Source organism: Streptomyces sp. TRM70350 (genome assembly GCF_019219825.1).
In the GTDB taxonomy this organism is placed as follows: domain Bacteria; phylum Actinomycetota; class Actinomycetes; order Streptomycetales; family Streptomycetaceae; genus Streptomyces.
The window spans coordinates 42185-68866 of record NZ_JAHUXH010000009.1 but is presented as its reverse complement, the minus strand read 5'-3'; the positions used below and the strand labels follow the sequence as shown (position 1 = coordinate 68866).

22 protein-coding genes, 2 pseudogenes and 1 riboswitch are annotated in these 26682 nt (G+C 69.9%); of the genes and pseudogenes, 8 read left to right on the top strand and 16 right to left on the bottom strand.

Going from position 1 to position 26682, the window contains the following annotated elements; genetic code table 11:
* Positions 1-61 precede the first annotated feature (61 nt).
* The 3 genes and pseudogenes from KWI83_RS16550 to KWI83_RS16545 form a co-directional block, all read right to left on the bottom strand.
* Positions 62-1528, bottom strand: a complete 1467-nt coding sequence (locus KWI83_RS16550) for a sensor histidine kinase (protein ID WP_218515278.1) — start codon at positions 1526-1528, stop codon at positions 62-64.
* Between the two features lie 415 nt (positions 1529-1943).
* Positions 1944-2073, bottom strand: a pseudogene (locus KWI83_RS38575) (TetR/AcrR family transcriptional regulator); the annotation flags it as partial.
* Positions 2058-3146, bottom strand: coding sequence for an SIS domain-containing protein (locus KWI83_RS16545; protein ID WP_218515124.1), 1089 nt, complete (start codon positions 3144-3146; stop codon positions 2058-2060). The gene KWI83_RS16545 and the pseudogene KWI83_RS38575, both read right to left, overlap by 16 nt.
* Positions 3147-3341: 195 nt before the next feature.
* Here KWI83_RS16545 and nagB point away from each other — a divergent pair, with 195 nt between their 5' ends.
* Complete coding sequence (gene nagB / locus KWI83_RS16540) at positions 3342-4127, top strand: glucosamine-6-phosphate deaminase (protein ID WP_218515277.1); 786 nt, start codon at positions 3342-3344, stop codon at positions 4125-4127.
* An 809-nt stretch (positions 4128-4936) separates the two neighbouring features.
* On the opposite strand, the gene KWI83_RS16535 is transcribed toward nagB, so the two are convergent.
* The 5 genes from KWI83_RS16535 to KWI83_RS16515 form a co-directional block, all read right to left on the bottom strand.
* On the bottom strand, positions 4937-5494 hold the full coding sequence (locus KWI83_RS16535) for a DoxX family protein (RefSeq protein WP_218515123.1): 558 nt from the start codon (positions 5492-5494) through the stop codon (positions 4937-4939).
* Positions 5495-5596: 102 nt separating this feature from the next.
* A complete protein-coding gene (locus KWI83_RS16530; protein ID WP_218515122.1) occupies positions 5597-7084 on the bottom strand; it encodes a glycoside hydrolase family 3 protein in 1488 nt (495 codons plus the stop codon).
* An 8-nt stretch (positions 7085-7092) separates the two neighbouring features.
* The gene (locus tag KWI83_RS16525) at positions 7093-7923 is read right to left on the bottom strand and encodes a carbohydrate ABC transporter permease (protein ID WP_218515121.1); all 831 of its coding nucleotides are present in this window, start codon (positions 7921-7923) and stop codon (positions 7093-7095) included.
* Positions 7920-8906 carry a carbohydrate ABC transporter permease gene (locus tag KWI83_RS16520; RefSeq protein ID WP_218515120.1) on the bottom strand — a complete coding sequence of 329 codons (987 nt, stop codon included), beginning with the start codon at positions 8904-8906 and terminating at the stop codon, positions 7920-7922. Before KWI83_RS16520 ends, KWI83_RS16525 begins: the two co-directional genes overlap by 4 nt.
* Positions 8907-8980: 74 nt before the next feature.
* Complete coding sequence (locus tag KWI83_RS16515; RefSeq protein WP_218515119.1) at positions 8981-10255, bottom strand: extracellular solute-binding protein; 1275 nt, start codon at positions 10253-10255, stop codon at positions 8981-8983.
* Positions 10256-10599: 344 nt separating this feature from the next.
* Here KWI83_RS16515 and KWI83_RS16510 point away from each other — a divergent pair, with 344 nt between their 5' ends.
* The 4 genes from KWI83_RS16510 (at position 10600) to KWI83_RS16495 (ending at position 14039) form a co-directional block, all read left to right on the top strand.
* Entirely contained in the window at positions 10600-11364 is a 765-nt protein-coding gene (locus tag KWI83_RS16510; protein ID WP_218515118.1) for a GntR family transcriptional regulator, read from the top strand.
* A gap of 209 nt (positions 11365-11573) precedes the next feature.
* A complete protein-coding gene (locus KWI83_RS16505; RefSeq protein WP_218515117.1) occupies positions 11574-11837 on the top strand; it encodes a DUF3311 domain-containing protein in 264 nt (87 codons plus the stop codon).
* Positions 11834-13444 carry a monocarboxylate uptake permease MctP gene (gene mctP / locus KWI83_RS16500; protein WP_218515116.1) on the top strand — a complete coding sequence of 537 codons (1611 nt, stop codon included), beginning with the start codon at positions 11834-11836 and terminating at the stop codon, positions 13442-13444. The genes KWI83_RS16505 and mctP overlap by 4 nt, the downstream gene beginning before the upstream one ends.
* Positions 13445-13517: 73 nt before the next feature.
* The gene (locus KWI83_RS16495; RefSeq protein ID WP_218515115.1) at positions 13518-14039 is read left to right on the top strand and encodes a GNAT family N-acetyltransferase; all 522 of its coding nucleotides are present in this window, start codon (positions 13518-13520) and stop codon (positions 14037-14039) included.
* Between the two features lie 61 nt (positions 14040-14100).
* Here the strand turns inward: KWI83_RS16495 and KWI83_RS16490 are convergent.
* Positions 14101-14295, bottom strand: a pseudogene (locus KWI83_RS16490) (IS200/IS605 family accessory protein TnpB-related protein); the annotation flags it as partial.
* Positions 14296-14635: 340 nt separating this feature from the next.
* Positions 14636-14714: riboswitch (cobalamin riboswitch) on the top strand.
* 145 nt (positions 14715-14859) lie between these two features.
* On the opposite strand from KWI83_RS16490, the gene KWI83_RS16485 reads away from it, so the two are divergent.
* Together KWI83_RS16485 and KWI83_RS16480 are read left to right on the top strand one after the other, a co-directional pair.
* Positions 14860-17232: a ribonucleoside-diphosphate reductase subunit alpha gene (locus tag KWI83_RS16485; RefSeq protein WP_218515114.1), complete on the top strand. Its 2373-nt coding sequence runs from the start codon at positions 14860-14862 to the stop codon at positions 17230-17232.
* Positions 17232-18245: a ribonucleotide-diphosphate reductase subunit beta gene (locus tag KWI83_RS16480; RefSeq protein ID WP_218515113.1), complete on the top strand. Its 1014-nt coding sequence runs from the start codon at positions 17232-17234 to the stop codon at positions 18243-18245. The genes KWI83_RS16485 and KWI83_RS16480 overlap by 1 nt, the downstream gene beginning before the upstream one ends.
* Here the strand turns inward: KWI83_RS16480 and KWI83_RS16475 are convergent.
* Entirely contained in the window at positions 18158-18400 is a 243-nt protein-coding gene (locus tag KWI83_RS16475; RefSeq protein ID WP_218515112.1) for a hypothetical protein, read from the bottom strand. The two genes, KWI83_RS16480 and KWI83_RS16475, sit on opposite strands and share 88 nt — an antisense overlap.
* Positions 18401-18493: 93 nt before the next feature.
* Here KWI83_RS16475 and KWI83_RS16470 point away from each other — a divergent pair, with 93 nt between their 5' ends.
* Positions 18494-19456: a GlxA family transcriptional regulator gene (locus KWI83_RS16470; protein ID WP_218515111.1), complete on the top strand. Its 963-nt coding sequence runs from the start codon at positions 18494-18496 to the stop codon at positions 19454-19456.
* Between the two features lie 3 nt (positions 19457-19459).
* Here KWI83_RS16470 and KWI83_RS16465 read toward each other — a convergent pair whose 3' ends face one another.
* The 6 genes from KWI83_RS16465 to KWI83_RS16440 form a co-directional block, all read right to left on the bottom strand.
* The gene (locus KWI83_RS16465) at positions 19460-20836 is read right to left on the bottom strand and encodes a cytochrome P450 (RefSeq protein WP_218515110.1); all 1377 of its coding nucleotides are present in this window, start codon (positions 20834-20836) and stop codon (positions 19460-19462) included.
* Positions 20833-21918, bottom strand: a complete 1086-nt coding sequence (gene cyc1 / locus KWI83_RS16460; protein ID WP_218515276.1) for an epi-isozizaene synthase — start codon at positions 21916-21918, stop codon at positions 20833-20835. Before cyc1 ends, KWI83_RS16465 begins: the two co-directional genes overlap by 4 nt.
* Positions 21919-22196: 278 nt before the next feature.
* Entirely contained in the window at positions 22197-22847 is a 651-nt protein-coding gene (gene def, locus KWI83_RS16455) for a peptide deformylase (protein ID WP_218515109.1), read from the bottom strand.
* 62 nt (positions 22848-22909) lie between these two features.
* Positions 22910-23890 (bottom strand): hypothetical protein, encoded by a 981-nt coding sequence (locus KWI83_RS16450; RefSeq protein WP_218515108.1) that lies wholly within the window; start codon positions 23888-23890, stop codon positions 22910-22912.
* 105 nt (positions 23891-23995) lie between these two features.
* Complete coding sequence (locus tag KWI83_RS16445; RefSeq protein WP_218515107.1) at positions 23996-25234, bottom strand: HD-GYP domain-containing protein; 1239 nt, start codon at positions 25232-25234, stop codon at positions 23996-23998.
* Positions 25231-26544: an HD-GYP domain-containing protein gene (locus KWI83_RS16440; RefSeq protein ID WP_218515106.1), complete on the bottom strand. Its 1314-nt coding sequence runs from the start codon at positions 26542-26544 to the stop codon at positions 25231-25233. Before KWI83_RS16440 ends, KWI83_RS16445 begins: the two co-directional genes overlap by 4 nt.
* Between the last annotated feature and the right edge of the window lie 138 nt (positions 26545-26682).

The following is a 26682-nucleotide window of genomic DNA, read 5'->3' as shown; positions in this document are numbered from 1 at the left end:
GTTCATACGGTCCGGGGTTCTTTGCTGTGCGCGTACGTCGGTTCCTTGCGGTGCGCGTACGTCATTTGTGCGCGCGCACCGGGATGTCCAGGATGACCCGCGTGCCGCGCTCCGGTGCCGGGACCATGTCGAACGTACCGCCCAACTCGCCCTCCACCAGTGTCCGTACGATCTGCAGGCCGAGGTTGCCGGAGGTGTGCGGGTCGAAGCCCTCGGGCAGGCCGACCCCGTCGTCCTGGACCGTGACCAGCAGGCGGGCCTCCTTCGTCGTACCGCCCCGCACGGCCGACACCTCCACCGTGCCGGTGTCGCCTTCACGGAAGCCGTGCTCCAGGGCGTTCTGCAACACCTCGGTGAGGACCATCGACAGCGGGGTGGCGACCTCGGCGTCCAGGATGCCGAAGCGGCCGCTGCGCCGGCCGGTGACCTTGCCCGGGGAGATCTCGGCGACCATCGCCAGCACCCGGTCGGCGATCTCGTCGAACTCCACGCGCTCGTCCAGGTTCTGAGAGAGCGTCTCGTGCACGATCGCGATCGAGCCGACCCGGCGTACTGCCTCTTCGAGAGCCGCGCGGCCGCGCTCGGACTCGATGCGCCGGGCCTGGAGACGCAGCAGGGCGGCCACCGTCTGGAGGTTGTTCTTCACCCGGTGGTGGATCTCCCGGATGGTGGCGTCCTTGGTGATCAACTCCCGTTCGCGGCGGCGCAGCTCGGTGACGTCCCTCAGCAGGACGAGGGAACCGATGCGGGTGCCCTTCGGCTTGAGCGGAATGGCCCGGAACTGGATGACCCCGTCATTGGCCTCGATCTCGAACTCGCGCGGCGCCCAGCCGCTCGCCACCTTGGCCAGCGCCTCGTCCACCGGACCCCGGGTCGGGGCGAGTTCGGCGGTCGTACGGCCGAGATGGTGGCCGACGAGGTCGGCGGCGAGACCCATGCGGTGGTAGGCGGACAGCGCGTTCGGGGAGGCGTACTGGACGATGCCGTCCGCGTCGAGCCGGATCAAGCCGTCGCCCACGCGGGGCGAGGCGTCCATGTCGAGCTGCTGGTTCGCGAAGGGGAAGGCGCCGGCCGCGATCATCTGCGCCAGGTCCGAAGCGCTCTGGAGGTACGTCAGCTCCAGGCGGCTCGGGGTGCGCACGGTGAGGAGGTTGGTGTTGCGGGCGATGACACCGAGGACGCGGCCTTCTCGTCGTACCGGAATCGACTCGACGCGGACCGGGACCTCCTCGCGCCACTCCGGGTCGCCCTCGCGTACGATCCGGCCCTCGTCGAGCGCCGCGTCCAGCATCGGGCGGCGGCCGCGCGGGACGAGGTGGCCGACCATGTCGTCCTGGTAGGAGGTGGGGCCGGTGTTGGGCCGCATCTGGGCGACGGAGACGTAGCGGGTGCCGTCGCGGGTGGGGACCCACAGGACCAGGTCGGCGAAGGAGAGGTCGGAGAGCAGCTGCCACTCCGAGACCAGCAGATGAAGCCACTCGAGGTCGGAGTCGTCGAGGGCGGTGTGCTGGCGGACCAGTTCGTTCATGGAGGGCACGTCTGTGAGCGTACCCGGGGGTTTGTGGAGGTCCTAAAGGTGTCTGGACGGGGCCGAGAACACCCGCGGGCCGCGGCGCCTGGGAGGGACCCTCAACCCTCCCGGCACCGCAGCCCGGAGCAGCATCGGCCGTGGGGTGTGCGGTCCCGTCGGCCGAAGGATGAGGAGCCGGGGCAGTCAGGGCAGAGAGCACCGGTTCCTCGGTCCGCCTTCCTGTGCGGGGAAGACGGAGGCTCTTCGTATTACGTCTTACGTTTTTACGTCTTACGTCTTCGTTTTACGTCTTCGTCTTACGTCGTCCCCACGCATTGTGGACTAGACCACTACCCATGTCCATGCGTTGGGGGCGGTTTCTTGTTGAAGGCTGTGTGGTGTTGGCGCTTCGCAGCCTAACCCGCCTGGCCCACGTACGGGGCCAGATGGGCATGGCAATTTCCGCGAGAGCCTCCAGTTCTCGACGACTCGCGCCGTCGCGCGCCTGTTGCGACATGCCCCTGGATGATCGCGCCGGTGTGTTCTCTCAGCGCGTCCGCGTCACCTTCGCCAGTGCGCGCGGTGCGTCCGGGTCCTGGCCGCGGGCGATGGTGACCTCGTAGGCCAGGAGTTGGAGCGGGATGATCTCCAGGATGGGCTGGACCTCCTCGGCGACGTCCTCGGTGGGCAGGACGAAACCGGCGGAGGCGCGTTCGACCTGGCTCCGGGGGCCGATGACGACCAGGTCGGCGCCCCGGTCGCGCAGCCGGTCGAGGACGGGCTGGAGCGCTTCCCCACCCTTGCCGTCGGTGACGACCGCGATGACCGGGGAGACGTTGTCGACCATGGCGAGGGGGCCGTGCAGGAGGTCGGCGCCGGAGTAGGACAGGGCCGGGATGTAGCTGGTCTCCATCAGCTTGAGTGCGGCCTCCTTGGCCGTGGGGTAGCCGTAGCCGCGTGAGGTGATCACCATGCGCTCGGCGAAGCGGTAGCGGGCGGCGAGGGTGCGGACCTCGTCGTGCCGGGCGAGCAGTTGTTCGGCGAGGTCGGGCAGCACCCGGGCCGGGGCGCCGTCGCCGCCGCGCAGGCCCTCGACGAAGAGGTAGAGCGCGAGGAGGGAGGCCGTGTAGGTCTTGGTCGCGGGGAGCGCCTTCTCCGGTCCGGCCAGGATGTCGATGTGGTACTCGGAGACGCCGGCCAGCGCGGAGTCCGGGTTGTTGGTCACGGCGAGGGTGATCGCCCCGGCCTCGCGGGCGGCCCGGGTGGAGGCCACCAGGTCCGGGGAGCCGCCGGACTGGCTGACGCTGACGACGAGGACGTCCGTGAGGTCGGGGCGGGCGCCGTAGGCCGTGGTGGTGGACATGGAGGTGAGGCCGCAGGGGAGGCCGAGGCGGACTTCCAGGAGGTACTTGGCGTAGAGAGCGGCGTTGTCGGAGGTGCCGCGGGCGGTCAGCAGGACGAAGCGGGGTGTGCGGGCGGCGATGTCCTCGGCCACCTGACGGATGGCGGGGGCGCCCTGGTCCAGGATCCGGCGCAGGACTGCGGGCTGTTCGGCCATCTCACGCGCCATGATCCGGCCGGGGACCTCGCTGTGGGGGGCGTGGGGGTCGTGAGGGTACGGGTTCGTGGCGGTCATGTGGGTTCCTCTGCGTCTCGGCCCTGGGTCGCAGGACCATTCCACTCCCCCGCCCCGGCTCACGCCTCCGCAAGGGCGTCCCCAAGGGCTGGTCTTCACCTGGGGCCGAGTATGCGTCTCTGTTAGATTGGTCTAAACCACATGAGCCCCTTCCGGGTGCCCTTCGAGTTCCCTCTCCAGATCGGCAGGCCCAGCGTGGAAGTTGTCATCGTTCCCGACGCCGAGGCGGGCGGCGAGCTGATCGCCGAGGCCATGGCGCGGCTGCTCAGGCGCAAGCCCGACGCCCTGCTCGGCGTGGCCACCGGCTCGACGCCACTGCCCATTTACCAGGCGCTGGCGGCCAAAGTGCGGTCCGGCGCGGTGGACGCCTCCCGGGCGCGGATAGCGCAGCTCGACGAATACGTGGGGCTGCCCGCCGAGCATCCGGAGTCGTACCGGTCGGTGCTGCGGCGTGAGGTGCTGGAGCCGCTCGGGATCGGGATGGACGCGTTCATGGGGCCGGACGGCGCGGCCGAGGACATTCCCGGTGCGTGCGAGACGTATGACAGGGCGCTGGCCGAGGCCGGTGGCGTGGATCTGCAGTTGCTCGGAATCGGGACGGACGGGCACATCGGGTTCAACGAGCCGTGCTCCTCGCTCGCCTCGCGGACCCGGATCAAGACGCTGACCGAGCAGACCCGGATCGACAACGCGCGGTTCTTCGACGGCGACATCGACCAGGTCCCGCACCACGTCATCACGCAGGGCATCGGGACGATCCTGGAGGCGCGGCACCTGGTGCTGCTGGCGACCGGCGAGGGGAAGGCGGACGCGGTCGCGGCGACGGTGGAGGGGCCGGTCGCGGCGGTGTGCCCGGCGTCGGCCCTGCAGTTGCATCCGCACGCCACGGTGGTTGTCGACGAGGCCGCCGCGTCCAAGCTGAAGCTCGCGGACTACTTCCGGCACACGTACGCCAACAAGCCGGAGTGGCAGGGGATCTAGCCAACGCGTCGTGGTGATCGCCGGGCTGACGGGTTCCGGTGGCGACCGGTCCGGTCTTGCGTTGCCGGACCGGTCTTTGGCCTTTACCGGACCCGCCTGTTGCGACCGGAGGCGTCTGCCGTGACCGGTCGGGGCTGTCGTGACAGGACGGGGCTGGTGAGCTGGCGGGGCTCTCGTGACCCGACGGGGCTGCGGGACCGCGTGGGGCTGCCGTGACAGGGGCGGGGCGGCGGGACCGCATGGGGCTACCGTGACAGGGCGGGGCGGCGGGACCGCATGGGGCTACCGTGATCGGACGGGGCTGCTGCCGGGATCAGGCTGCCACCGTCGGGATCAGTCCGCCGTGACGCGGGCGAGCCCGCCACTGGCACCAAGGCTCCCGTGGCCCGGACCAGCCCGCCGCCAGGCAAGTCTGCCGTCGCCCGGACCAGTCCGTCGCCGGGGCCAGTCCGTCGTGACGCGGGCGAGCCCGCCGCTGGTACCAAGGCTCCCGTGGCCCGGACCAGCCCGCCGCCAGGCAAGTCTGCCGTCGCCCGGACCAGTCCGCCGTGGCCCGGACCAGCCCGCCGCCGGGGCCAGTCCCCGGACCCGGACCAGTCCCCCGCCGGGACCAGCCCGCCGTAACCCGGACCAGCCCGCCATGACCCCGGACCAGCCTGCCGCCGCCCGGACCAGCCCGCCGCCGGGGCCAGTCCGCCATCCCCCCGACCAGCCTGCATCCGCCCGGACAGCCCGGACCCGGACCAGCCCCCACCCCCGCAACAAGCCCGCCGCCGCCCCGACCCGCGCCCGGCCCCGCCGCGCACGTCTCACAGCGCCAGCACCAGCACCAGCACACCCGCCAGCACGCCCAGGCCCAGTGCGACGAGGAACGGGATCCAGCCGCCGTTCCGCCAGGGGAAGAAGGCGTCGAGTGAGAGGCGGCCGGGGCCCACGGCGGCGATGGCGAGTGCGGCGACGCAGAAGACCAGGGGGTGTGCGAACGACGGGGGCCCGGCAGGCCACAGGCTGTACTCGGGCGCCACCGCCATGGCGTTGATCATCACCCCGACCGTGGCCGCCGCGGCGAGCGGGGTGAGCAGCCCGACGGCCAGGCCGAGGCCGCCGAGGACCTCGGAGGCTCCCGCCAGGGCGGCGAAGAAGAGGCCCGGCTCGTACCCCTGCTCGGCGAAGCCCTTCCCCGTGGCGTCGAGACCCGGCCCGCCGAACCAGCCGAACAGCTTCTGCGCGCCGTGACCCGCCAGGATCACGCCCACCGCCAGCCGGAGCAGTAGCAGTCCCACGTCGGCGGCGCCCACCGCTCGCGGCGCCGGTCTCCTGTCGACGGCCGCGGCGGAGTGGTTTGATCGTTCAGTGGGGGGTGTCATCGCGGCATCACCTCCGGGCACAGCCCTCGGTGCGGTCTCACCCTTCCGATCCTCCTCTCCCTGGGAGAGGACGTCCAAAGGAGGGGCCGCGGCGCGCAGCCCTCACACCCCGGCGATGACCTCCGCCGCCGCCCGCCCGCACACGCGGGCCGCGCCGTACGTCGCGATGTGCAGCGCGCCCCGGGGCGCCGCCTGGGGCACGCCCATCTCGACCACGATCGTCTCCGGGCGCGCACGAAGGAGCGTGTCGAGGGCCGTCGCCATCCACGGGTGCCGGTGTTCGTCGCGGACGACCGCCACGATGCGGCGCTCCCCCGCCGCCGCCAGCGCAGAACTGCCCGCCTCCTCCCCCACGAACGTGCCCGCCTCCGTGCCGGGGAGCAGGGCGGTCAGCTCCGCCGTCACGCCCCAGGGGGTCTCGTCGCCGACGGCGATGTTCGCGACGGGGGTGAAGGCGGCGACGTAGGGCGCCTCCGTGAGCGGGGTGAAGCCGTCCGCCCCCGTCACCCGCAACGCCCGCCGGGCCGCCCGCAGGCCCACCGCACTGTCGGCGCCGCCCTGGCTGGCGGCCTTCGCCGCCGAGGCCGCCCAGGCCGCCAGCCCGCGCACCCGTTCCGCCGCGTCCGCCAGCCGCTCCTCGGCGAGTTCACCGGCGCGCACCGCCGCCACGAGGGCGTCGCGCAGCCGCCGTACCGTCTCGTCGTCGGCGAGGCCGCCGCCCACGCAGATCGCGTCGGCGCCGGCCGCGACGGCGAGGACGCTGCCGCGTTCGATGCCGTAGGTGGCCGCGATGGCCTGCATCTCCATGCCGTCGGTGACGATCAGGCCGTCGTGGCCGAGGTCGCCGCGCAGCAGTTTCGTGAGCACCCTGCCCGACAGCGTCGCCGGGCGGTCCGGGTCCAGGGCGGGCACGAGGATGTGGGCGCTCATCACCGCCCGCGCGCCCGCCGCGATCGCCGCGCGGAACGGGGCCAGTTCCCGTTCGCCCAGCACGGTCGGGTCCGCGTCGATGCGGGGCAGGGCGTGGTGGGAGTCGACGTTGGTGTCGCCGTGGCCGGGGAAGTGCTTGGTGCAGGCCGCCACACCGGCCGACTGCAGGCCGGTGACGTACGCGGCGGTGTGCCGGGCGACCAGGGCCGGGTCGGCGCCGAACGACCGTACGCCGATGACGGGGTTGCCCGGGTTGGAGTTCACGTCCGCGGACGGGGCCCAGTTGAGGTTCACCCCGCACGCGGCGAGGCGGCGGCCCAGTTCGGCGGCCACCTCCCTCGTCAGCTCGACGTCGTCCACCGCGCCGAGGGCGTGGTTGCCGGGGAAGGAGGAGCCGGTCCGCACCTCCAGGCGCGTGACGTCACCGCCCTCCTCGTCGATGGCGACCAGGACGTCGTCCCGCTCCGCGCGCAACTGGGCGGTCAGGGCGGCGAGTTGCTCGGGCGAGGCGATGTTGCGGCCGAACAGGCCGACCGAGGCGAGGCCCTCACCGAGGCGGCGCAGCAGCCAGTCGGGGGCCTCGGTGCCGGTGAAGCCGGGCTGGAGGACCGTCAGCGCGTCCCGTGTCAGTGTGTCGGTGTCGCGGGCGAATGTGGTCATCGAGGGCGTTATCCCTTCACCGCGCCGGCGGTCAGACCACTGACGGCCCTGCGCTGCAGGAAGACGAAGAGGACGAGGATCGGGATCGCGAACAGCGAGGACGCCGCCATGGTCGCGCCCCAGTCGTTGCCGAAGACGCTCTGGAAGCTGGTCAGCCACAGCGGCAGCGTCTGGGCCTCGATGTCCTTGTTCAGCACCAGGACGAGGGGCAACTCGTTCCAGGCGGTGATGAAGCCGAACATCGAGGTGGACATCAGGCCCGGCGCGAGCAGCGGCAGGATGACCCGGCGGAAGGCCTGGACCCGGGTGCAGCCGTCGACCATCGCGGCCTCCTCCAGCTCCCTCGGCACGGCGGCGACGAAGCCGCGCAGCGTGAGGATGGTGAAGGGCAGGATCATCATCATGTAGAAGGCCGTGAGCGGTACGAGGCTGTTCAGCATCGAGGCGTCCCGCACGATCATGTACATCGCGATGATCATGACCTCCCAGGGCGCCATCTGGGCGACCATGAAGCCCAGGACGAACCCGCGCCGCCCCTTGAACCGCATCCGCGCCAGGGCGAACGAGCCTGCCAGCGCGATGATCAGCGAGAAGACGACGGCGAGGACGGTGACGGTCAGCGAGTTGGTGACGAACGTCCAGAAGTGGTCGGCGTCGGTCGCCGTCCGGAAGTGCTCGAAGGTCACGTCGGTCGGGAACCAGACGGGGTCCTCCGAGAGGATGTCGCCGGCCGGCTTGAAGGCCGTCGCGAACATCCAGTACACGGGGAACACACAGCCGATGAACAGGACGACGGCCGTGACGTTGGGCCACAGGCGGCCGAAGAGCGAGCGCTTCACAGCTCGTCCTCCTCTTGCTTGAGCACGATCCTGAGGTAGTAGGCCGTCAGCCCGAGCAGGATCAGGATGGTCAGGACCGCGATCGCGGCGCCCATGCCGTAGTGCTGGTTGCCGACGCCCTCGACGTAGGCGTAGACGGGCAGGATCTCGGTGAGCCGGTCGGGGCCGCCGCCGTTGATGGTGAAGACCTGCACGAACGCCTTGAAGACCCAGATGATCTCCAGGAAGGTCGTCGCGTAGAGGAACGGCCGCAGGAATGGCAGCGTCACCGTGGTGAAGCTCCGCCACGCGTCGGCGCCGTCCAGCGCGGCGGCCTCGTACAGCTCGCCCGGGATCGTGGTGGTCGCCGCGTACAGGTTGATCGCGACGAACGGGATGGACATCCACACGATCAGCACGGTCACGACGAAGAACGTCGACATCTGGCTGCTGGTCCAGCTGTAGTCGGCCATGGAGTGCCAGCCGAGCTTGTCCAGCACCCAGTTGACGACGCCGAAGCGCTGGGCGAACAGCCACTGGTAGACGGTGGTCGCGGCCACCACCGGCATCGCCCAGGCCAGCACCAGGCCGATCATCAGCGTCACCCGCATCCGCCTGCCGAGGCGGGCGAGGAGCAGGCCGACCAGCGTGCCCAGGACCATGATCAGGGCGACGTTGGCCGCCGTGAACAGGATCGAGCGCAGCGTGACCCGCCAGAAGTCCTCGCCGGTGAGGACCTCCTTGTAGTTGTCGACGCCGTTCCACTCGGTGACGTGCTGGATCAGCTGCGCCATGTTGAGGTTCTGGAAGGACAGCAGGACGTCCTTCAGCAGCGGCCAGCCGAGCAGCAGCACGGTGGCCGCGCAGGCCGGCAGCAGCAACAGGTACGGGGCGAACGCCCCGAGGCGTGCCGCGGCGCGCGGCCCGGGGCCGCCGGAGTCCGGGCCGCCGGGTTTCACCACGTCCACCGGACCGGAGGGCGGCCGTTCGGTCTGCACGGTCATGCTCGCGATCTCTCTCTCGACCTACATGAAGCACGGGGGTGGCAACCGCATGACGGCTCCCACCCCCGATGCGCTCAGCTCTCCTGCGACAGCCGCTTGTTGAACTCGTCCTCGACCTGCTGGGCGGCCTCGGCCGGGGACTTGCCGTTCAGCACGGCGGTCATGTAGGTCTTGATCGGGTTGGGCGCGTTCTCGACGGCGGCCCACTCCGGGATCAGCGGCGTGGTGCCACCACCCGCGGCGGCCGGCGCGGCGGCCTCGGCGGCGGCGTTGCCCGCCAGGTTGGACTGCAGCGACTCCTTGTTGGGGATGACGCCGTTGAGCTTGGCCAGCTGACCCTCGTGCTCATCGGACAGGGCGATCCTCAGGAACTCCTTGGCCAGCTCCTGCTTCTGGCTGCCCGCGGCGACCGCGAGGTTGGAACCGCCGAGGAAGACGCCCTCGGGCTTGTCGGCCGTCTCACCGGGGATGGTGAAGTAGCCGATCTGCTCCTCGATCTCGGGGTTGGCCTCGACCGCGATGCCGGACTCCCAGCCCATCGCGATCATGGCGCCGACGTTGCCCTTGGCGAAGACCTCGCCCTGCTGCGGGGTGGCCTCGTCCTTGTCCTTGGGCGCCTTGGACAGGGCCTGGAACTTCTTGTACGTCTCCATGGCGGCGGCGACCTTCGGGTCGTCCAGGTTGGAGACGTACTTGTCGCCCTCCTTCTTGACCAGTTCGCCGCCCTCGCCGACGACCAGGCCGACGAAGTGGTACCAGTTCTGGCCGGGCAGGTAGATCGGCTCGGCGTCGGTCTTCTCGCCGATGGTCTTCAGGGCGTCGTAGAACTCGTCGCGGGTCCTGGGCGTGTCCTTGATGCCGGCGTCGGCCCAGACTTTCTTGTTGTACATGACGACGCGGTTGGCGAAGTACCACGGCACCGCGTACTGCTTGCCCTCGAAGACCGAGGAGTTGTTCAGGGACTCGGTCCAGTCCGCGCCGATCTCCGACTTGAGGTCGGCGAGGTCGGCGAGGCCGCCGGTCTTGGCGTAGGCCGGGGTCTGGGTGTTGCCGATCTCGAAGACGTCCGGCGGGTTCTCCTCGGACAGGGCGGTGGTCAGCTTCTGCTGGATGCCGTTCCACTGCTGGATCTCGAACTTGACCTTCGCCTTGGTCTTCTTCTCGAAGGCCGCGGCGACGTCCTTCTGCCACTGGTCCGGCGAGGAGCCGTCCATCACCCACACCGTGAGCGTCTGGCCCGCGTAGCCGTCCGCCCCGGCCTTGCCCTCGTCGCCCTTGTCGCCGCCGCACGCCGCAATGGAGACCATCATCGCCGCGACACCGATCGCGGATATCAGCTTGCGCTTCACGCCACCCTCCTCAGGGATGCCACACCCCCCTGCCCATGGGCCGGGACCTGGACCAATGGTGTAGACCAGTACGGGGAGCTTGGACCAGACCATGAAGGGTGTCAAGGGCGCTCGAAGGGCCTTGACCAGCCGTTATGGGACCTACATATGCAGGAACCTTTAAGTAAGAAGCCCTCGAAAACACCGGCCGAGCAAGGCACACTGCCGCTAGACCACTCAAGCCGTGGACTAGACCAAAACAGAAGGCGACGGTATACAGAAGGGATCACGCAGCGTACACAGGACATGCCGGTACGCTGCCGTGCCACGATGTGAGCCGCATACGCAGCCCGGGAAGGCGGAGCATGAGCACTGAGGTCAGCAGTGCGGAGAACGAGAACGGGACGGCCGTCCGTACCGCGCGCGTACCCAAGTACTACCGCCTGAAGAAGCATCTGCTCGGCATGACGGAGACCCTGCCGCCCGGCACACCGGTCCCGCCCGAGCGCACGCTGGCTGCGGAGTTCGACACCTCGCGCACGACCGTGCGCCAGGCCCTGCAGGAACTGGTGGTCGAGGGGCGGCTGGAGCGGATCCAGGGCAAGGGCACGTTCGTCGCCAAGCCGAAGGTCTCGCAGGCGCTGCAACTCACCTCGTACACCGAGGACATGCGCGCCCAGGGCCTGGAACCCACCTCGCAGCTGCTGGACATCGGCTACATCACCGCCGACGACCGGCTCGCCGAGCTGCTCGACATCACCCCCGGCGGCCGCGTCCTGCGCATCGAGCGGCTGCGCATGGCCAACGGCGAGCCGATGGCCATCGAGACCACCCACCTGAGCGCCAAGCGCTTCCCGGCCCTGCGCCGCAGCCTCGTCAAGTACACGTCCCTCTACACCGCCCTCGCCGAGGTGTACGACGTCCATCTCGCGGAGGCCGAGGAGACCATCGAGACCTCGCTGGCCACCCCCAGGGAGGCGGGACTCCTCGGCACCGACGTCGGCCTGCCGATGCTGATGCTGTCCCGGCACTCCCTGGACCGCGACGGCAAGCCGGTGGAGTGGGTGCGCTCGGTGTACCGGGGGGACCGGTACAAGTTCGTGGCGCGGCTGAAGAGGCCCGAGGCGTAGCAGCCGGGGGTGCCGGACCCCGGCTGGGGGTGTCGCGCAGGAGGAGACGGAGCGAACGCGGACAGACCGGCAGGAAAGGGACCCCGGGCAGGGATTTCTGCCGCTGCTGAGGTACCGGTATGTGAACAAGGGCTTCCGGTGGCGGGACACCGTGACCTAGATTGCCTGCGCATTACACCAGGTGATCAGCGAGGGGACGGAGCCGTCAGATGTCAGATGCCCCGGATGTGAACAGAGGGCAGGTGGTGACGCCCCTGCGCGTCGTCGTCGCCCTCTGCCTGATAGCGCCCTTCGTGGCCATGCTCTGGGTGGGCTCGTACGCGAAGATGGAGCCGACGTTCATCGGCATCCCGTTCTTCTACTGGTACCAGATGGCCTGGGTCGTGATCTCCACCGCGCTCACCATGATCGCGTACCGGCTGTGGCAGCGTGACCAGCGCGCCCGCAAGGCGCAGGGGGGTGCGGGAGCATGAAGGACGGCGTGAACGGCGTCGCGCTCGCCGTCTTCATCCTCTTCTTCGTCGCCGTCACGGTGATGGGCTTCCTCGCCGCGCGCTGGCGGAAGGCCGAGAACGAGCACAGTCTCGACGAATGGGGCCTGGGCGGCCGGTCGTTCGGCACCTGGATCACCTGGTTCCTGCTCGGCGGCGACCTCTACACGGCGTACACCTTCGTCGCCGTACCGGCGGCGATCTACGCGGCGGGCGCGGCCGGCTTCTTCGCGGTGCCGTACACGATCCTCATCTACCCGCTGATGTTCATCTTCCTGCCGCGTCTGTGGTCGGTGTCCCACAAGCACGGGTACGTCACCACCTCGGACTTCGTCCGCGGCCGCTTCGGCTCGAAGGGTCTCTCCCTCGCGGTGGCGGTCACCGGCATCCTCGCCACGATGCCGTACATCGCCCTCCAACTGGTCGGCATCCAGGCCGTGCTGGACGTGATGGGCATCGGCGGCGGTGAGGACACCAACTGGTTCATCAAGGACCTGCCGCTGCTCATCGCCTTCGGCGTGCTCGCCGCGTACACGTACTCGTCGGGCCTGCGGGCGCCCGCCCTGATCGCGTTCGTGAAGGACACGCTGATCTACATCGTCATCGCCGTCGCCATCATCTACATCCCGATCAAGCTGGGCGGCTTCGACGACATCTTCAGCGCGGCGAGCGAGAAGTACTCGGCCGCCGGTGCGGGCGGGTTGGTGCCGAACGCGGCCTCGCAGTGGACGTACGCCACGCTGGCGCTGGGCTCGGCGCTCGCGCTGTTCATGTACCCGCACAGCGTGACGGCCGTGCTGTCCAGCCGCAGCCGGGACGTGATCCGCCGCAACTCCACGATCCTGCCGCTGTACTCGCTGATGCTGGGCATGCTGGGCCTGCTCGGTTTCATGGCGATCGCGGCCGGTGTCAAGGTGCAGAACGGCCAGCTGGCCATCCCGCAGCTGTTCGAGAACATGTTCCCGGACTGGTTCGCGGGCGTCGCGTTCGCGGCGATCGGCATCGGCGCGCTGGTCCCGGCGGCCATCATGTCGATTGCGGCGGCGAACCTCTTCACCCGCAACATCTACAAGGACTTCATCAAGCCGGACGCCACGCCGGAGCAGGAGACCAAGGTCTCCAAGCTGGTGTCCCTGCTGGTGAAGGTGGGCGCGCTGGTCTTCGTCCTGGGCATGGACAAGACGGTCGCGATCAACTTCCAGCTGCTCGGCGGCATCTGGATCCTCCAGACCATGCCCGCCCTGGTCGGCGGCCTGTTCACCCGTTGGTTCCACCGCTGGGCCCTGCTGGCGGGCTGGGCGGTCGGCATGATCTACGGCACCGTCGCGGCGTACGGCGTCGCCTCCCCGACCCAGAAGCACTTCGGCGGCTCCTCGGCGGAGATCCCCGGCATCGGTGAGATCGGCTACATCGGCCTCACGGCGTTCGTCCTCAACCTGGTGGTGACGGTGGTCCTCACCTTCGTCCTGAGGGCGGCGAAGGCCCCCGAGGGTACGGATGAGACGAGCCCGGAGGACTACACGGCGGACGCGGGCGACCCGGGCGTACAGGTGGAACTGCCTCCGGCGACTGCGGGCACGTCTCACTGAGTACCTCGCGTCGGCGGGCCGTCGGAGAAATCCGGCGGCCCGTTTGTCGTCCGTGTCGGGCACACTCACCTGCATGGACATCGTGATCCGGCAGGCGGAGCCCGACGAGTACCGCACCCTCGGCGAGATCACCGCCCAGGCCTACCTCCAGGACGGTCTCCTCGACTTCGGCGAGAGCGACGAGTACCTCGGCGAACTGAGGAACGTCGCCAAACGAGCCGCCGCGGCCGAGGTCCTGGTGGCCACCGAGAGCGACCGGATCCTGGGCGGCGTGACCTTCGTCCCGTCCGGCGGCCCCATGGCCGACATAGCGCGCCCCGGAGAGACCGAGATCCGCATGCTCGCCGTCGCCCACGAGTCCCGCGGCCGGGGCGTCGGCGAGGCCCTCGTACGCGCCTGCGTCGACCGCGCACGGGCCACGCACGGCTGCACGGGCATCGTCCTGTCGACCCAGCGCACCATGCATTCAGCCCACCGCATCTACGAACGTCTGGGCTTCACCCGCACACCCGACCGCGACTGGAACCCCATCCCGCACCTCGACGACATCACGCTGATCACCTATGAGTTGACGCTGTCAACCACCGGGCGCTGAGCCGCCGGGTGTGCCCAACGGGCATCACTGGCAGTGATGCTGCGTCTGCGTCCAGCCCCACCCGCGAGGTGTACGCCGGATCGACGTCAACCACCGGCACCCCCGCCCGGCGGGCCTTGTCCGCGATGAACGACCCCAGCTGGGCCACTACATGCTTCGCGATCTTGTGGTTGACGTCCTTCGCCCGCCGCGCCTCCTTACGGCGCCGCTTCTTCAGACGCCGCTTGGCGGAAGGGGTGTTCTTCTTCTGCATGCGGTCGTCGTACGGCTGCGCACCCGTGTCCTGGAAGGCGATCGGTTTGCACGCCACAAGAGTCGCCTCAAGTGCTGCGGCCTGCTCAGGCGTTGGCAGCAACCCGACGTGCACAACCAGCTTCACGATCACCAAGATGTGCAAACGCGCGAGACGCAATCATTAGTTCGACAGAGATCACCCGATCAAGCTAATGGGCGCTTGATCGCCAAAAGATGCCCGCAGAAGCAACACTTGGCGGCGGCGCGGGGTTACACACTCCCCGAAGTCGTCACGACACAACATCTGGGGGCGCCGACCGAACCCGGCACAACATGTATGCTCATGCTCGCTGTCGCCGCAGGGGAATCCGGTGCGAATCCGGAACTGTCCCGCAATGGTGTACTTGTGCATGTCTGTGCACAGGAGTCAGTCCGAGGACCTGCCGACAGTGCGCCCGGCCGACCGGTCCGGGTGCCCTGACGTCCGGGCCTCGTGGAATGGGCCGGTGGACGCGACGCCGCGTGCGCTCGTGTGCTGCCCCCTGCCCTCCGCAAGGCCCCCGTGCCGAGCGAGGGAGAGCCCCACGTGACCATCGCGCCAGCCGAACCGGCCTCAGCGACCCCGGAGTCCGACGGTCCCGGAACCGCACTGCTGCGGACCCTGACCGAGCTGACCGCCGACCTCCCCGACGCCGACCCGGGCCGGGTCGCCGCCGCCGCGCTGCGGGGCCGCTCCGCCCGGGCCGACGAGGCGGAGCTGCGCGAGCTGGCCACGGAGGCCGCCGCCGGTCTCATCTCCGAGGACCCCGCCTACTCGCGGCTGGCCGCCCGTCTGCTGACCGTGTCCATCGCCGCCGAGGCCGCCTCCCAGGGCGTCACGTCCTTCACCGAGTCCGTCGCCGTGGGGCACCGGGAAGGGCTCATCGCCGACCGTACGGCCGAGTTCGTACGCCTGCACGCCGACCGCCTGGACGCCCTGATCGACCCGGACGCCGACGACCGCTTCGGCTACTTCGGCCTGCGCACCCTGCACAGCCGCTACCTGCTCCGGCACCCGATCACCCGCAGGGTCATCGAGACGCCGCAGCACTTCATGCTGCGCGTCGCCGCCGGCCTCGCCGAGGACGACACCCGCCGGTCGGTGGACGAAGTCGCCGCGCTCCACGGGCTCATGAGCCGCCTCGACTACCTCCCCTCCTCCCCCACCCTCTTCAACTCCGGCACCCGGCACCCCCAGATGTCGTCCTGCTACCTGCTGGACTCCCCCAAGGACGAGCTGGACTCCCTCTACGAGCGCTACCACCAGGTGGCACGGCTGTCGAAGCACGCCGGCGGCATCGGCATCGCGTACTCCCGTGTCCGCTCCCGCGGCTCGCTCATCCGCGGCACGAACGGCCACTCCAACGGCATCGTCCCGTTCCTGAAGACGCTCGACGCCTCGGTCGCCGCCGTGAACCAGGGCGGCCGGCGCAAGGGCGCGGCCGCGGTCTACCTGGAGACCTGGCACTCCGACATCGAAGAGTTCCTGGAGCTGCGGGACAACACCGGCGAGGACGCCCGCCGTACGCACAACCTCAACCTCGCGCACTGGATCCCGGACGAGTTCATGCGCCGGGTGAACGCCGACGCGCGGTGGTCGCTGTTCTCACCGTCGGACGTGCCCGAGCTGGTCGACCTGTGGGGCGAGGAGTTCGACGCGGCGTACCGTGCCGCCGAGGCGAAGGGCCTGGCGAAGAAGACCCTTCCCGCCCGCGAGCTGTACGGCCGGATGATGCGCACCCTCGCGCAGACCGGCAACGGCTGGATGACCTTCAAGGACGCCGCCAACCGGACCGCCAACCAGACCGCCGAGCCGGGCCAGGTCATCCACTCCTCGAACCTCTGCACGGAGATCCTGGAGGTCACGAGCGACGGGGAGACGGCCGTCTGCAACCTGGGGTCGGTGAACCTGGGCGCCTTTGTCGACACGGCGACCGGAAGCATCGACTGGGAGCGGCTGGACGCCACCGTCCGCACCGCCGTCACCTTCCTCGACCGCGTGGTCGACATCAACTTCTACCCGACCGAGCAGGCGGGCCGCTCCAACGCCCGGTGGCGTCCGGTCGGCCTCGGTGCGATGGGCCTGCAGGACGTCTTCTTCATGTTGCGGCTGCCCTTCGACTCGCCCGAGGCGAAGGCGCTGTCCACCCGGATCGCCGAGCGCATCATGCTCGCCGCGTACGAGGCGTCCGCCGACCTCGCCGAGCGCAACGGGCCGCTGCCCGCGTGGGAGAAGACCCGTACCGCGCGCGGGGTACTGCACCCGGACCATTTCGACGTCGAGCTGACCTGGCCGGAGCGCTGGGCCGCCCTGCGCGAGCGGATCGCCTCCGTCGGCATGCGCAACTCCCTGCTGCTGGCCATCGCGCCCACCGCCACCATCGCCTCGATCGCCGGTGCCTACGAGTGCATCGAGCCGCAGGTGTCGAACCTGTTCAAGCGCGAGACGCTGTCCGGCGAGTTCCTCCAGGTCAACTCCTACCTGGTGCAGGAGCTGAAGGCCCTCGGCGTCTGGGACGCCCGCACCCGTGAGGCGCTGCGCGAGGCGAACGGCTCGGTGCAGGACTTCGCCTGGATCCCCGAGGACGTACGGCGGCTCTACCGCACGGCGTGGGAGATCCCGCAGCGCGGGCTCATCGACATGGCGGCCGCGCGGACCCCGTTCCTCGACCAGGCCCAGTCGCTGAATCTCTTCATGGAGACGCCGACCATCGGCAAGCTCTCCTCGATGTACGCGTACGCCTGGAAGTCGGGCCTGAAGACGACGTACTACCTGCGCTCGCGCCCGGCGACCCGCATCGCCCGCGCGGCCCAGGCCCAGGCTCAGCCTGAAAAGACCGTCCCCGTACAGCAGTCGGCACCCGAAGACGCGGTCGCCTGCTCCCTGGAAAACCCCGAGTCCTGCGAGGCCTGCCAGTAATGACCACCCGTAACCAGAACCTTCTCGACCCGGGCTTCGAGCTGACCCTGCGCCCCATGCGCTACCCGGACTTCTACGAGCGCTACCGGGACGCCATCAAGAACACCTGGACCGTGGAGGAGGTCGACCTCCACTCGGACGTCGCCGACCTCGCCAAGCTCAGCCCCGGTGAGCAGCACCTGATCGGTCGGCTGGTCGCGTTCTTCGCGACCGGCGACTCGATCGTCGCGAACAACCTGGTGCTGACCCTCTACAAGCACATCAACTCCCCCGAGGCGCGCCTGTACCTGAGCAGGCAGCTCTTCGAGGAAGCGGTCCACGTCCAGTTCTACCTGACCCTGCTGGACACCTACCTCCCCGACCCGGAGGACCGCGCCGCCGCCTTCGCGGCCGTGGAGAACATCCCCTCGATCCGCGAGAAGGCAGAGTTCTGCTTCAAGTGGATCAACGAGGTGGAGAAGCTGGAGCGCCTGGAGACCAAGGCCGACCGCCGCCGCTTCCTGCTGAACCTGATCTGCTTCGCCGCGTGCATCGAGGGCCTGTTCTTCTACGGTGCCTTCGCGTACGTCTACTGGTTCCGCAGCCGGGGTCTGCTGCACGGCCTCGCGACCGGCACCAACTGGGTGTTCCGCGACGAGACCATGCACATGAGCTTCGCGTTCGACGTGGTCGACACGGTCCGCAAGGAGGAGCCGGACCTCTTCGACGACGACCTCCAGCAGCAGGTCACCGACATGCTGAGGGAGGCCGTCGAGGCCGAGCTGCAGTTCGCGCGCGACCTGTGCGGTGACGGCCTCCCGGGCATGAACACCGACTCGATGCGGCAGTACCTGGAGTGCGTCGCCGACCAGCGCCTGACGCGCCTCGGCTTCGCCCCGGTGTACGGCTCCGAGAACCCCTTCTCCTTCATGGAGCTGCAGGGGGTTCAGGAGCTGACCAACTTCTTCGAGCGGCGTCCCTCGGCGTACCAGGTGGCCGTGGAGGGCACGGTCGACCTGGACGAGGACTTCTGATCCTCCTTCTCCTTGGCGCGGTCCTGGGCCTCCCTGATCTCCCGGTCGACGCGGCGCTCGTGCGCCATGCCGATCAGTGCGGGGAGGAACATGATCACGAAGAGTCCGGCGACGGCCAGCATTCCGATGAGTGCTTCGATCTGGTTCGCGTTCATGGACACCACTGTCGCGCTTGACGCTCCTTACCAACAGTGGCAGGACTGCCGTGGAACCTCGATTTACTGCCACCGCTGAGGCACACTGGAGGCATGCTGCACAACGTGGCCGCCGTCCTCGTCGACGGCGTGAATCCCTTCGAACTCGGCGTGATCTGCGAGGTCTTCGGCATCGACCGGAGCGACGAAGGGCTGCCGGTGTACGACTTCGCGGTCGCCTCCGCCGAGGGGCCGGCGCTGCGGTCGAGCGCCGGCTTCTCCCTGCGGGTCGAGCACGGGCTGGAGCGCCTGGAGAGCGCCGACCTGATCGCCGTACCGGCGGGCTCGGGCTACGAGTCGCGGGCCTTTCCGCCCGAGCTGCTCGACGCCCTGCGCCGGGGCGTAGAGCGGGGTGCGCGGGTACTCAGCGTGTGCTCCGGGGTCTTCGCGCTGGGCGCCGCGGGACTGCTGGACGGGCGGCGGTGTGCCGTGCACTGGCGGCACGCCGACGAGCTGGAACGGCGGTATCCGCGGGCCGTCGTCGAGCCGGACGTGCTGTACGTCGACGAGGACCCGGTGATCACCTCGGCCGGTACGGCCGCCGGTATCGACGCCTGTCTGCACATCGTGCGCAAGGAGCAGGGGCCGGAGGTCGCCAACAGGATCGCCCGGCGGATGGTGGTGCCGCCGCACCGCGACGGCGGTCAGGCGCAGTACATCGAGCGGCCGCTGCCCCGCTCCGAGGCCGACACGGTCGCCGAGGTGCTGGTGTGGATGGAGCGCAACCTCGACCAGGAGGTCACCGTCGAGCAGCTCGCCGCCCGCGCCCTGATGTCACCGCGCACCTTCGCCCGCCGCTTCCAGCAGGAGACAGGGACCACTCCGTACCGCTGGATCCTGCGCCAACGCGTGCTGCTGGCCCAGCGGTTGCTGGAAGCGACGGACGAGACGGTGGACGCGATCGCCGGTCGAACGGGGTTCGGCAACGCGGCCGCACTGCGCCATCAGTTCGTCCGGGCGCTGGGGACCACCCCCAACGCCTACCGGCGCACGTTCAGGGGCCCGGAAGCCGCCTGACCATCACCGGGGCACCGGCGTGAGCAGCAGCCGGTGCGGACGCAGCGTGATGCCCACCCGGGTCGCGTCGTTCGATCCGGGCACCTGCTCCAGGCGGTACTTCGTCGCCACCGCCGCCGTGATCAGCGTCAGCTGGGCCATCGAGAAGTGGTCGCTCGGGCACTTCCGATTACCCACGCTGAACGGACTCATGGCATATTTCGGCACGTCCTTGACGCGTTCCGGAAGCCACCGGTCGGGGTCGAACTCCAGGTTGTCCGCATACGATCGCGGATCGCGCTGTATTGCGTACGGACTGTAGATGATGTCCGCTCCGGCCGGAATCCGATAGCCACCGAGTTCCGTGTCGGTGACCGCCCGCCGGGTCAGTATCCATACGGCGGGACGCAAACGCATCGCCTCCACGACGACATTGTTGGTGTGCGTGAGCCTGCGGACGTCCGCGAATGCGACCGGCCGGCCGCCCGTCACGGATTCAACTTCGTCCCGGACCCGGTCCGCGTGTTCCGGATGCTCGGCGAGCACCTGGAGCAGCCACATGATCGTGGAGGCCACCGTTTCGCTCCCTGGGGTGAGTATCGCGACCACCTGGTCGTGGATCTCCTGTTCCCCGATGGGCTCACCATTCTCGTCCTTCGCCGCCAGCAATGCCGTCAGCAAATCGTCCGGCTTTTGACCGGATGCCCGGCGTTCGGACACGATCTCGTCGACGAGGAGATGCAAATCGGCCAGCGCCCGGTTGAATTCGCGGTTGGCGGGCAGCGGCAGCCGGTACAGCGGCCCGAGCGGGATCACCATCCGCTGGTACATGCCCCGGAACACGGTCGCGAGGGCGAGGCACAGCCGCTCGGCGCGCTCGTCCATGTACTCGCCGCGCAGCAGGCAGCGGGCCGCGATGCGCACGGCGACCCGGAAGGACTCGGAGGTGCAGTCGATGGTCTGACCGGGCTGCCAGCGGGTGGTGAGTCCGTGCGCCTCCTCCTCCATGATCGGCCCGTAGGCGGGGATCGCGTCGAGCCGGAACGCGGGCTGGATGGTGCGGCGCTGACGCCGGTGGCGGGGGCCGTTGGCGGTGGCCACGCCCTCCTTGCCGAGCAGGCCCTCCAGGGACTCCCACAGCGGGCCGTCGATCTTGTAGTCGGGGCTCAGCGCCAGGGCGCCGGTGAGCGCCGGGGTGGTGACGGCGTACACCGTCTTCGGGCCGAGCCGCAGCCGGACCACGTCACCGTGGTCGCGCAGCTTGGACATGAAGGCCAGCGGATCGCGCACCAGCTTCCAGCCGTGGCCGAGGAGCGGGACACCGCCGCCCGCGAGGGGCGGTTCACGCAGTTCCGCAGCCGGGCGTACCTCGGCTGCGGGCTTGACTGACTCGACGGTCATTTCTCACCTGCCGTTTCGTTGTTGACGTACGGGGGCGTGGACCGGTCGTCCCAGCTGTCGACCATGTAGCGGCCGGACTCGTGGTGGAACCAGTAGACGGAGCTGAACCAGTTCCGCATATTCCCGAGGCAGGCGCGTACGGCAGCGCTCAGTTCCTTTCCGCGTACCGTGCCGTCGGCGAGGGCGTCCGCGAAGCGTAAGCCCTCCCGTTCGGCGGCGAGGAATTCCGCGATGCATTCCTCGACGCGCCGCCGGACTTCGACGACTGCCTCTTCGAGAGTCAGCCCCTCGTGGGTGATGAGACTGATTCCGAGATTGTGCACCTCGTCGCCCGCGATTTCCTTGGGCAGGGAACAGAGGTCGTTGTACCAGGCGGCGAATTCCTGACTCAGCAGCGCCGCCTTCCGATAGGCCGGGTGCTTTCGCACGGCGTCCGGCAGCTCCTGCCCGGCGCTCGGCTCCAGCAGGTCGGTCCATATCCAGTGCGCGAAGGTGAGCCGGCGCAGCGCCAGATATTCCTCGACCGTCGGGACGATTCCCTCGGTTCGGTTGTGGAATTCCCGGTCGTACGCCTCGATCACCGCGTGGAAGTGCCGGGCGAACCGCTCGTTCCAGGTGCGGGGCAGGAACGAGTACAGCCGCAGCACACTGTCCGCGAACCCCGCGACCAGCGCATCCTCGTGGTGCAGATGGTTCTGTGGGGAGTCGAGCGCCTCGTGCAGCCGTGCCCGCAGCCGGCGCCAGGCCACGGGGCGGTGGTGGACGATGTCACGGTCGTGCCGGTCGTCCCAGACGAAGAACCACGCGCTGTAGTCCGCTATCGCCTGCAGGACGTCGTCGGGGGCGCCAATGTAGTACCCCGCCATGAGATCGGTGTAGCACAGGCCGTCGGCATATTCCTCAACCTTGTCCGCCGGCATGAGCCGTTTTTCCAGGAGCCAGGTCCGGGTCTTCTCCTGGAGCCTGGGCCAATACGGGTGCAATTGCCTGGGAAACGCCGTCTCGATCACCGGAAGAGACAGCGAGGGTGGGATCGCGACCGCCGTTGCGGTCGGTGTGGTGCTGTGTGGGAAAGCAGGCACGAACAAACCCCTCTCAGCCGCCAGTTGGGCACGCCCCTCGCGCTGTGCCGGGCGTGCGCCGTTGCGTATCCCGCACATCCCATTCAGCACCACAACTGACCGTTCTGGGAACGGATTTGCTTCATTCACTACCCCACAGTGCCGAGATCCTCCCGTCACCTGACTGGTTCTGGATCACTCGCGGCACAATCCGATCGAACGTGCGACGGACAGACGAACGGCGCCTGGTCAGGCTGAGCAACCTGATCAGACGCCGTACGCAGGAGAAGGGTGAGGTGTCAGTCGTTCGCGACCACGGGGTAGCGGGGCTCGTTCTCGGCCATCTGCCGCAGCGCGTCCTTGCGTTCCCGCTTGGAGAGCCGGTCGATGTAGAGGTAGCCGTAGAGGTGGTCGGTCTCGTGCTGCAAACACCGAGCGAAGTAACCGGTGCCGCGGACCTTGATCGGGTTGCCCCGCTCGTCCTGCCCGGTCACCTCGGCGTAGTCCGGGCGGGCCAGCGGCATGTACGCCGTCGGCACCGACAGACAGCCCTCGTTGCTGTCGTCCAACCGGCGCTTGTCGGCGGGCAGTTCGACGAGCTTGGGGTTGCAGACCACGCCGACGTGCCGGACGCCCTCGTCGTCCGGGCAGTCGTAGACGAACACCTTCAGGTCGACGCCGATCTGGTTGGCGGCCAGGCCCACGCCCTCGGCGGTGCGCTGGCTGGCGAACATGTCCGCGACCAGCTGCTGGAACTCCTCGCCGAAGTCGGTGACGTCCTTGCACTCCTTGTGCAGCACCGGGTTCCCGACCACGGTGATCGGCCGCGAGGCGCCCCGCTCACGCCAGGCCGCCTCGCGCTCCTCGCACTCCTCGGTGTCGATGACGAAGCCCTCGTCGTCCACGGGGAGCACGCCCGCGTGCTGCTGATCGGTGTCCTGCTGCGCCATGACCGACGTACGCCTTCCTGGGAAATCTGGGGTGTGATGCTGATACAGGGTACGGCGGCCGGTCAGCAGACCTCTTCCAGATCCCGCCAGTCCCTCGAATCGGGTGAGTCCGCGACCCACCCGTCCAGCAACCCCCGAACCAGTGAAGCCGGCGCAGCCACCCCGCACTCGCGCTCCGGCACCCACAGCTGCCCGTCGGTCCGATGCCCCAGCGGCCCCGGATGCCCGGGCTCGCTGTGATCGTGCGGGTCCAGATGCTCCCCGTCGCCCTCGTCGGCCGGCATCCGTGACTCCGAGCACAACCGGCACAGCAGCCGCACGGACGACGACCAGTCCTCCGCGGCGAACCCGGCGTCGGCGGCGAGCTGCTCCAGGGCGTCCCGGTCGGCCTCGGTGGCCGCCTCCAGCAGCACCACCCAGGTGGGCACGGGCGAGGGCGCCCACAGCTCGATCTCGTCGAACACCGGATACGAGTGCCCGGCGGCCGTGGTCCGCTCGCCGTGCGGCACCCCGTCGTGCAGCACGACCTCGCCCCAGCGCCGCCCCGACGACGGCAGCGGGATGGACAGCACCTCGATCCGCGCCGGATCCAGCCGCCGTCCCCACACGACCTCGGCCTCACCCTCGGGCGACAGCCGTACGGCCGCGCTGCCCAGGTCCATGCCGGCGGGCTCGCCGGAGTCCGTGGCACCGCCGGGCACGTGCAGCCCGTAGGCCTGCCAGGCGCGCCGGGCCAGCGGCCAGTCCTGCAGGGCGGTGGCGGCGATGCCGACGTTCCACCAGTCGGGTGCGCCGGTCTCCCGGTCGAGCAGGGCGACGGCCCGCAGACCGGCCGCCCGGGCCTGCTCCCAGTCGTGCCGGAACTTGTGCAGCAGCGCGAGGTTGAACCAGGACTCCGACAGCCACGGCTCCAGATCGGCGGCCCGCGTGAGCAGCGCGCCCGCGTCCTCGTACCGGCCGTCCCCGATCAGCGTGAACGCCCGGTCGGTGGCCTGCCGCCAGGAGGCGGAGGGCCGGTGCCGTCCCTTGCCGAAGATCCTCACGATTCCCGCCTGCCAGTTCCGTGGAGTGGGCTGGCCTGTGCCCCCGGACACCCTCTCCTTCGCATCCAACCACGTGCGGCTGGAAGGGCGCTCATTACCCATGGGTTACCCAGCCGAGGGCAGGGTCAGACCCTCCCTCGACAGCACCCGGGCCAGCGCCTCGACGACCTCGGGAGCGTAGTCCCCCGCGGTCCCCAGCCGCAGCTCCTCCAGCGCGCGCAGCGGCCCACCGGGGCCCGCGTCGCGCACCTTCTCCTCGTAAGCGTTGACCGCCCGCACGATCCGGGCGGCCGTCGGCTGCTCAGGGTACGGATCGGCCTGCCGTTCCACCACCACGGCGACCTCGGGGTCCACCCCGGTCTGCCGTACGACCGCCCCGCCCAGCAGCGCGATCCGCCGCTGCTCGGCGCCGGGCAGCCCGGCCGTGGCCCCGGCCGGCACCGGGTCGACCAGGCTCAGCTGCCCGATGTCGTGCATCAGCGCCGCGTACTCCAGCACGGTGAGCTCCGGCTCGCTCAGGCCCAGGTCCCGCCCGACGGCCCGGCTGAGCGCGGCGACCCGGCGCGCGTGCCCGGGCGGGGTGTACCCCGCGATCTCGGTGGCCCGGGCGAGGGAGGCGATGGTCTGCCGGTACGTCGTCCGGACGGCCGCGTACCGGCGCAGGGACACCTGCGTGAGCAGCAGCGGCAGACAGAACACGGGCAGCGCCCACAACCCGACGACCGCGACCGCCAGCGCCATCACGGCCCCCGTCGCCCCCACGGCCGACCCGACCCCGAGCACGCCCCGCAGCTCGTCCCGCAGCAGCGGCCCGAACGGCCACCCGGTGCGGGAGTGCGCCAGCGCGGCGGCGAGCACGACGTCGCACAGCGCGGTGAGGGTGAGCAGCGCGACCAGCAGCAGCGCGTAGGCGGGGCCGCTCCAGTCCGCGAACGTGCCGTGCTTGTACAGCGGTTGAAAGCACACGGCGGCGAACCCGACGGTGAGCACCCGCCGCGCCAGATGATCGAACACGGGCCCACGCCCGCGCGCGATGTGCGGCACACACCCGACGAGCGAGGCGGCCAGCACGACGCTCACCACCTGGGCGACCCCGTGCGTGGTGGCGCGCCCGGCGTCCTCCCCGAGCAGGGCGTACGACAAGGCCCCGGCGGCCCCGAGCGGAGCGGCTTCCCTGACCTGCGGTCCGTACCAGCGGGTGAGTTCACCGAGGGCGACGAGCGCACCGAAGGCGAGCGCGATGCCGCGTTGCTCGACGCCGGTCCAGAAGGTGACGCCGAGGGAGACGAGGACGAGGAGGGCGGCGGAGCCGTGAATCAGAAAGAGGACCCGGCCACCTTTCAACGGTCCGCTCCCGCCCGGCTGGAAACGGGTGAGTGGGGTGGGTGAACGCGACGGGACGGCACGCCGTCAGCGGTGACCACGGGGTCCCACCCGGACCGCCGTACCACCCGCACCAGCGCAGCCACCATCACCGGATCGAACTGCCGTCCCGCACACCGCTCCAGCTCCTCCAACGCGGCAGCGACGGGCCGGGCCCTGCTGTAGGACCGAGTGGACGTCATGGCGTCGAACGCATCGGCGACGGCGACCACCCGCGCGGACTCGGGAATCTGGCTCCCCACGAGCCCGTACGGATACCCGCTCCCGTCCAGCCGCTCGTGATGATGCAGGACGGCGGCCCGGGCCTCCCCGAGAAAGGAGATCCCCCGCACCATCTCGTGCCCGTACTCCGGATGCAGCTCGATCACCCGCCGCTCCTCGGGCGTCAGCGGCCCGTCCTTGCGCAGCAGCCGCGTGGGCACCCCCAACTTCCCCACGTCGTGCAGGATCCCGGCGAACCGCAGCACCTCGACCCGCTCGTCGTCCATGCCGAGCTCGCGCGCGATCATCATCGAGGCCTGCCCGACCCGCTCGCTGTGCCCGCGCGTGTACTCGTCCTTGATGTCGACGGCCTGCACCAGCGCCCGGATGGTCGCCTGATGGGCGCCCCGCTCCCGGTGGTACTGCGCGAACGCCCACCAGGACACGCCCATCGGCAGCAGCACGAGCAGCGCGGCCAGGGGTCCGTACGGGCTGCGCCACAGTACGGCCATCATCAACCCGGCGAGCCCGTGCACGCCGACCGGCGCCAGCGACCGCAGCAGCAGACCGCGCCAGGCCCGCCGTACCGGCACCCGCTCGGCGACGACGAGAATCCCGCCGTCGAGCACGGTCAGCACCGCGCAGAACGCCAGCACCGCACCCGCCGCCGGGCCGAGCGCGTACGGAACGTCGGACGCCACCACGGCGTCCCGCCCGCCCAGCGCCCGGAACACCTGCCCGGCCGCCCACACGGCCACCACCAGCTCGGCCGCCCGCCAGAGGCGCCGCAGCCAGGCGGGGCGCCGCTCGACGGGCGACAGCAGCGCACCCGGCAGCGCGACCAGCGCGGCGGCGGGCGGGGGCAGCAGGAACACCCCGGCGAGCAGCACGGGGTAGAAGGTGCCGGGGAACCGCCTGCGGGCGAGCCACTCCCCGCAGGCGTACAGGACGGCGAGCAGCGTCATCGCCCACCAGGGCGTCCGCGGCGCGGGCAGCGGCAGCAGGCACATCAGCGCGCCGAGGACGACACAGGCCACATACGCGCGTGCCCGTGCCGGAACCGCCTCCATGAATGACGCCCTCCCCCAGTCCCATGCCTGTCCGGGCTCCGGAGCCTAGGGCGGTACGGAGGGGGCGCGGGCCGACGGGCGGCCTATTAACGCGTTCGGGTGACGACGGCTCGCACCCGGAGTGCGCGACGTACGCGG

Coding starts and splice junctions, on each gene's coding strand:
- KWI83_RS16550 (WP_218515278.1), bottom strand. CDS start 1,528: ATGAACGAACTGGTCCGCCAGCACACCGCCCTCGACGACTCCGACCTC.
- KWI83_RS16545 (WP_218515124.1), bottom strand. CDS start 3,146: ATGACCGCCACGAACCCGTACCCTCACGACCCCCACGCCCCCCACAGC.
- KWI83_RS16535 (WP_218515123.1), bottom strand. CDS start 5,494: ATGACACCCCCCACTGAACGATCAAACCACTCCGCCGCGGCCGTCGAC.
- KWI83_RS16530 (WP_218515122.1), bottom strand. CDS start 7,084: ATGACCACATTCGCCCGCGACACCGACACACTGACACGGGACGCGCTG.
- KWI83_RS16520 (WP_218515120.1), bottom strand. CDS start 8,906: ATGACCGTGCAGACCGAACGGCCGCCCTCCGGTCCGGTGGACGTGGTG.
- KWI83_RS16510 (WP_218515118.1), top strand. CDS start 10,600: ATGAGCACTGAGGTCAGCAGTGCGGAGAACGAGAACGGGACGGCCGTC.
- KWI83_RS16505 (WP_218515117.1), top strand. CDS start 11,574: ATGTCAGATGCCCCGGATGTGAACAGAGGGCAGGTGGTGACGCCCCTG.
- mctP (WP_218515116.1), top strand. CDS start 11,834: ATGAAGGACGGCGTGAACGGCGTCGCGCTCGCCGTCTTCATCCTCTTC.
- KWI83_RS16495 (WP_218515115.1), top strand. CDS start 13,518: ATGGACATCGTGATCCGGCAGGCGGAGCCCGACGAGTACCGCACCCTC.
- KWI83_RS16480 (WP_218515113.1), top strand. CDS start 17,232: ATGACCACCCGTAACCAGAACCTTCTCGACCCGGGCTTCGAGCTGACC.
- KWI83_RS16475 (WP_218515112.1), bottom strand. CDS start 18,400: ATGAACGCGAACCAGATCGAAGCACTCATCGGAATGCTGGCCGTCGCC.
- KWI83_RS16470 (WP_218515111.1), top strand. CDS start 18,494: ATGCTGCACAACGTGGCCGCCGTCCTCGTCGACGGCGTGAATCCCTTC.
- KWI83_RS16465 (WP_218515110.1), bottom strand. CDS start 20,836: ATGACCGTCGAGTCAGTCAAGCCCGCAGCCGAGGTACGCCCGGCTGCG.
- def (WP_218515109.1), bottom strand. CDS start 22,847: ATGGCGCAGCAGGACACCGATCAGCAGCACGCGGGCGTGCTCCCCGTG.
- KWI83_RS16440 (WP_218515106.1), bottom strand. CDS start 26,544: ATGGAGGCGGTTCCGGCACGGGCACGCGCGTATGTGGCCTGTGTCGTC.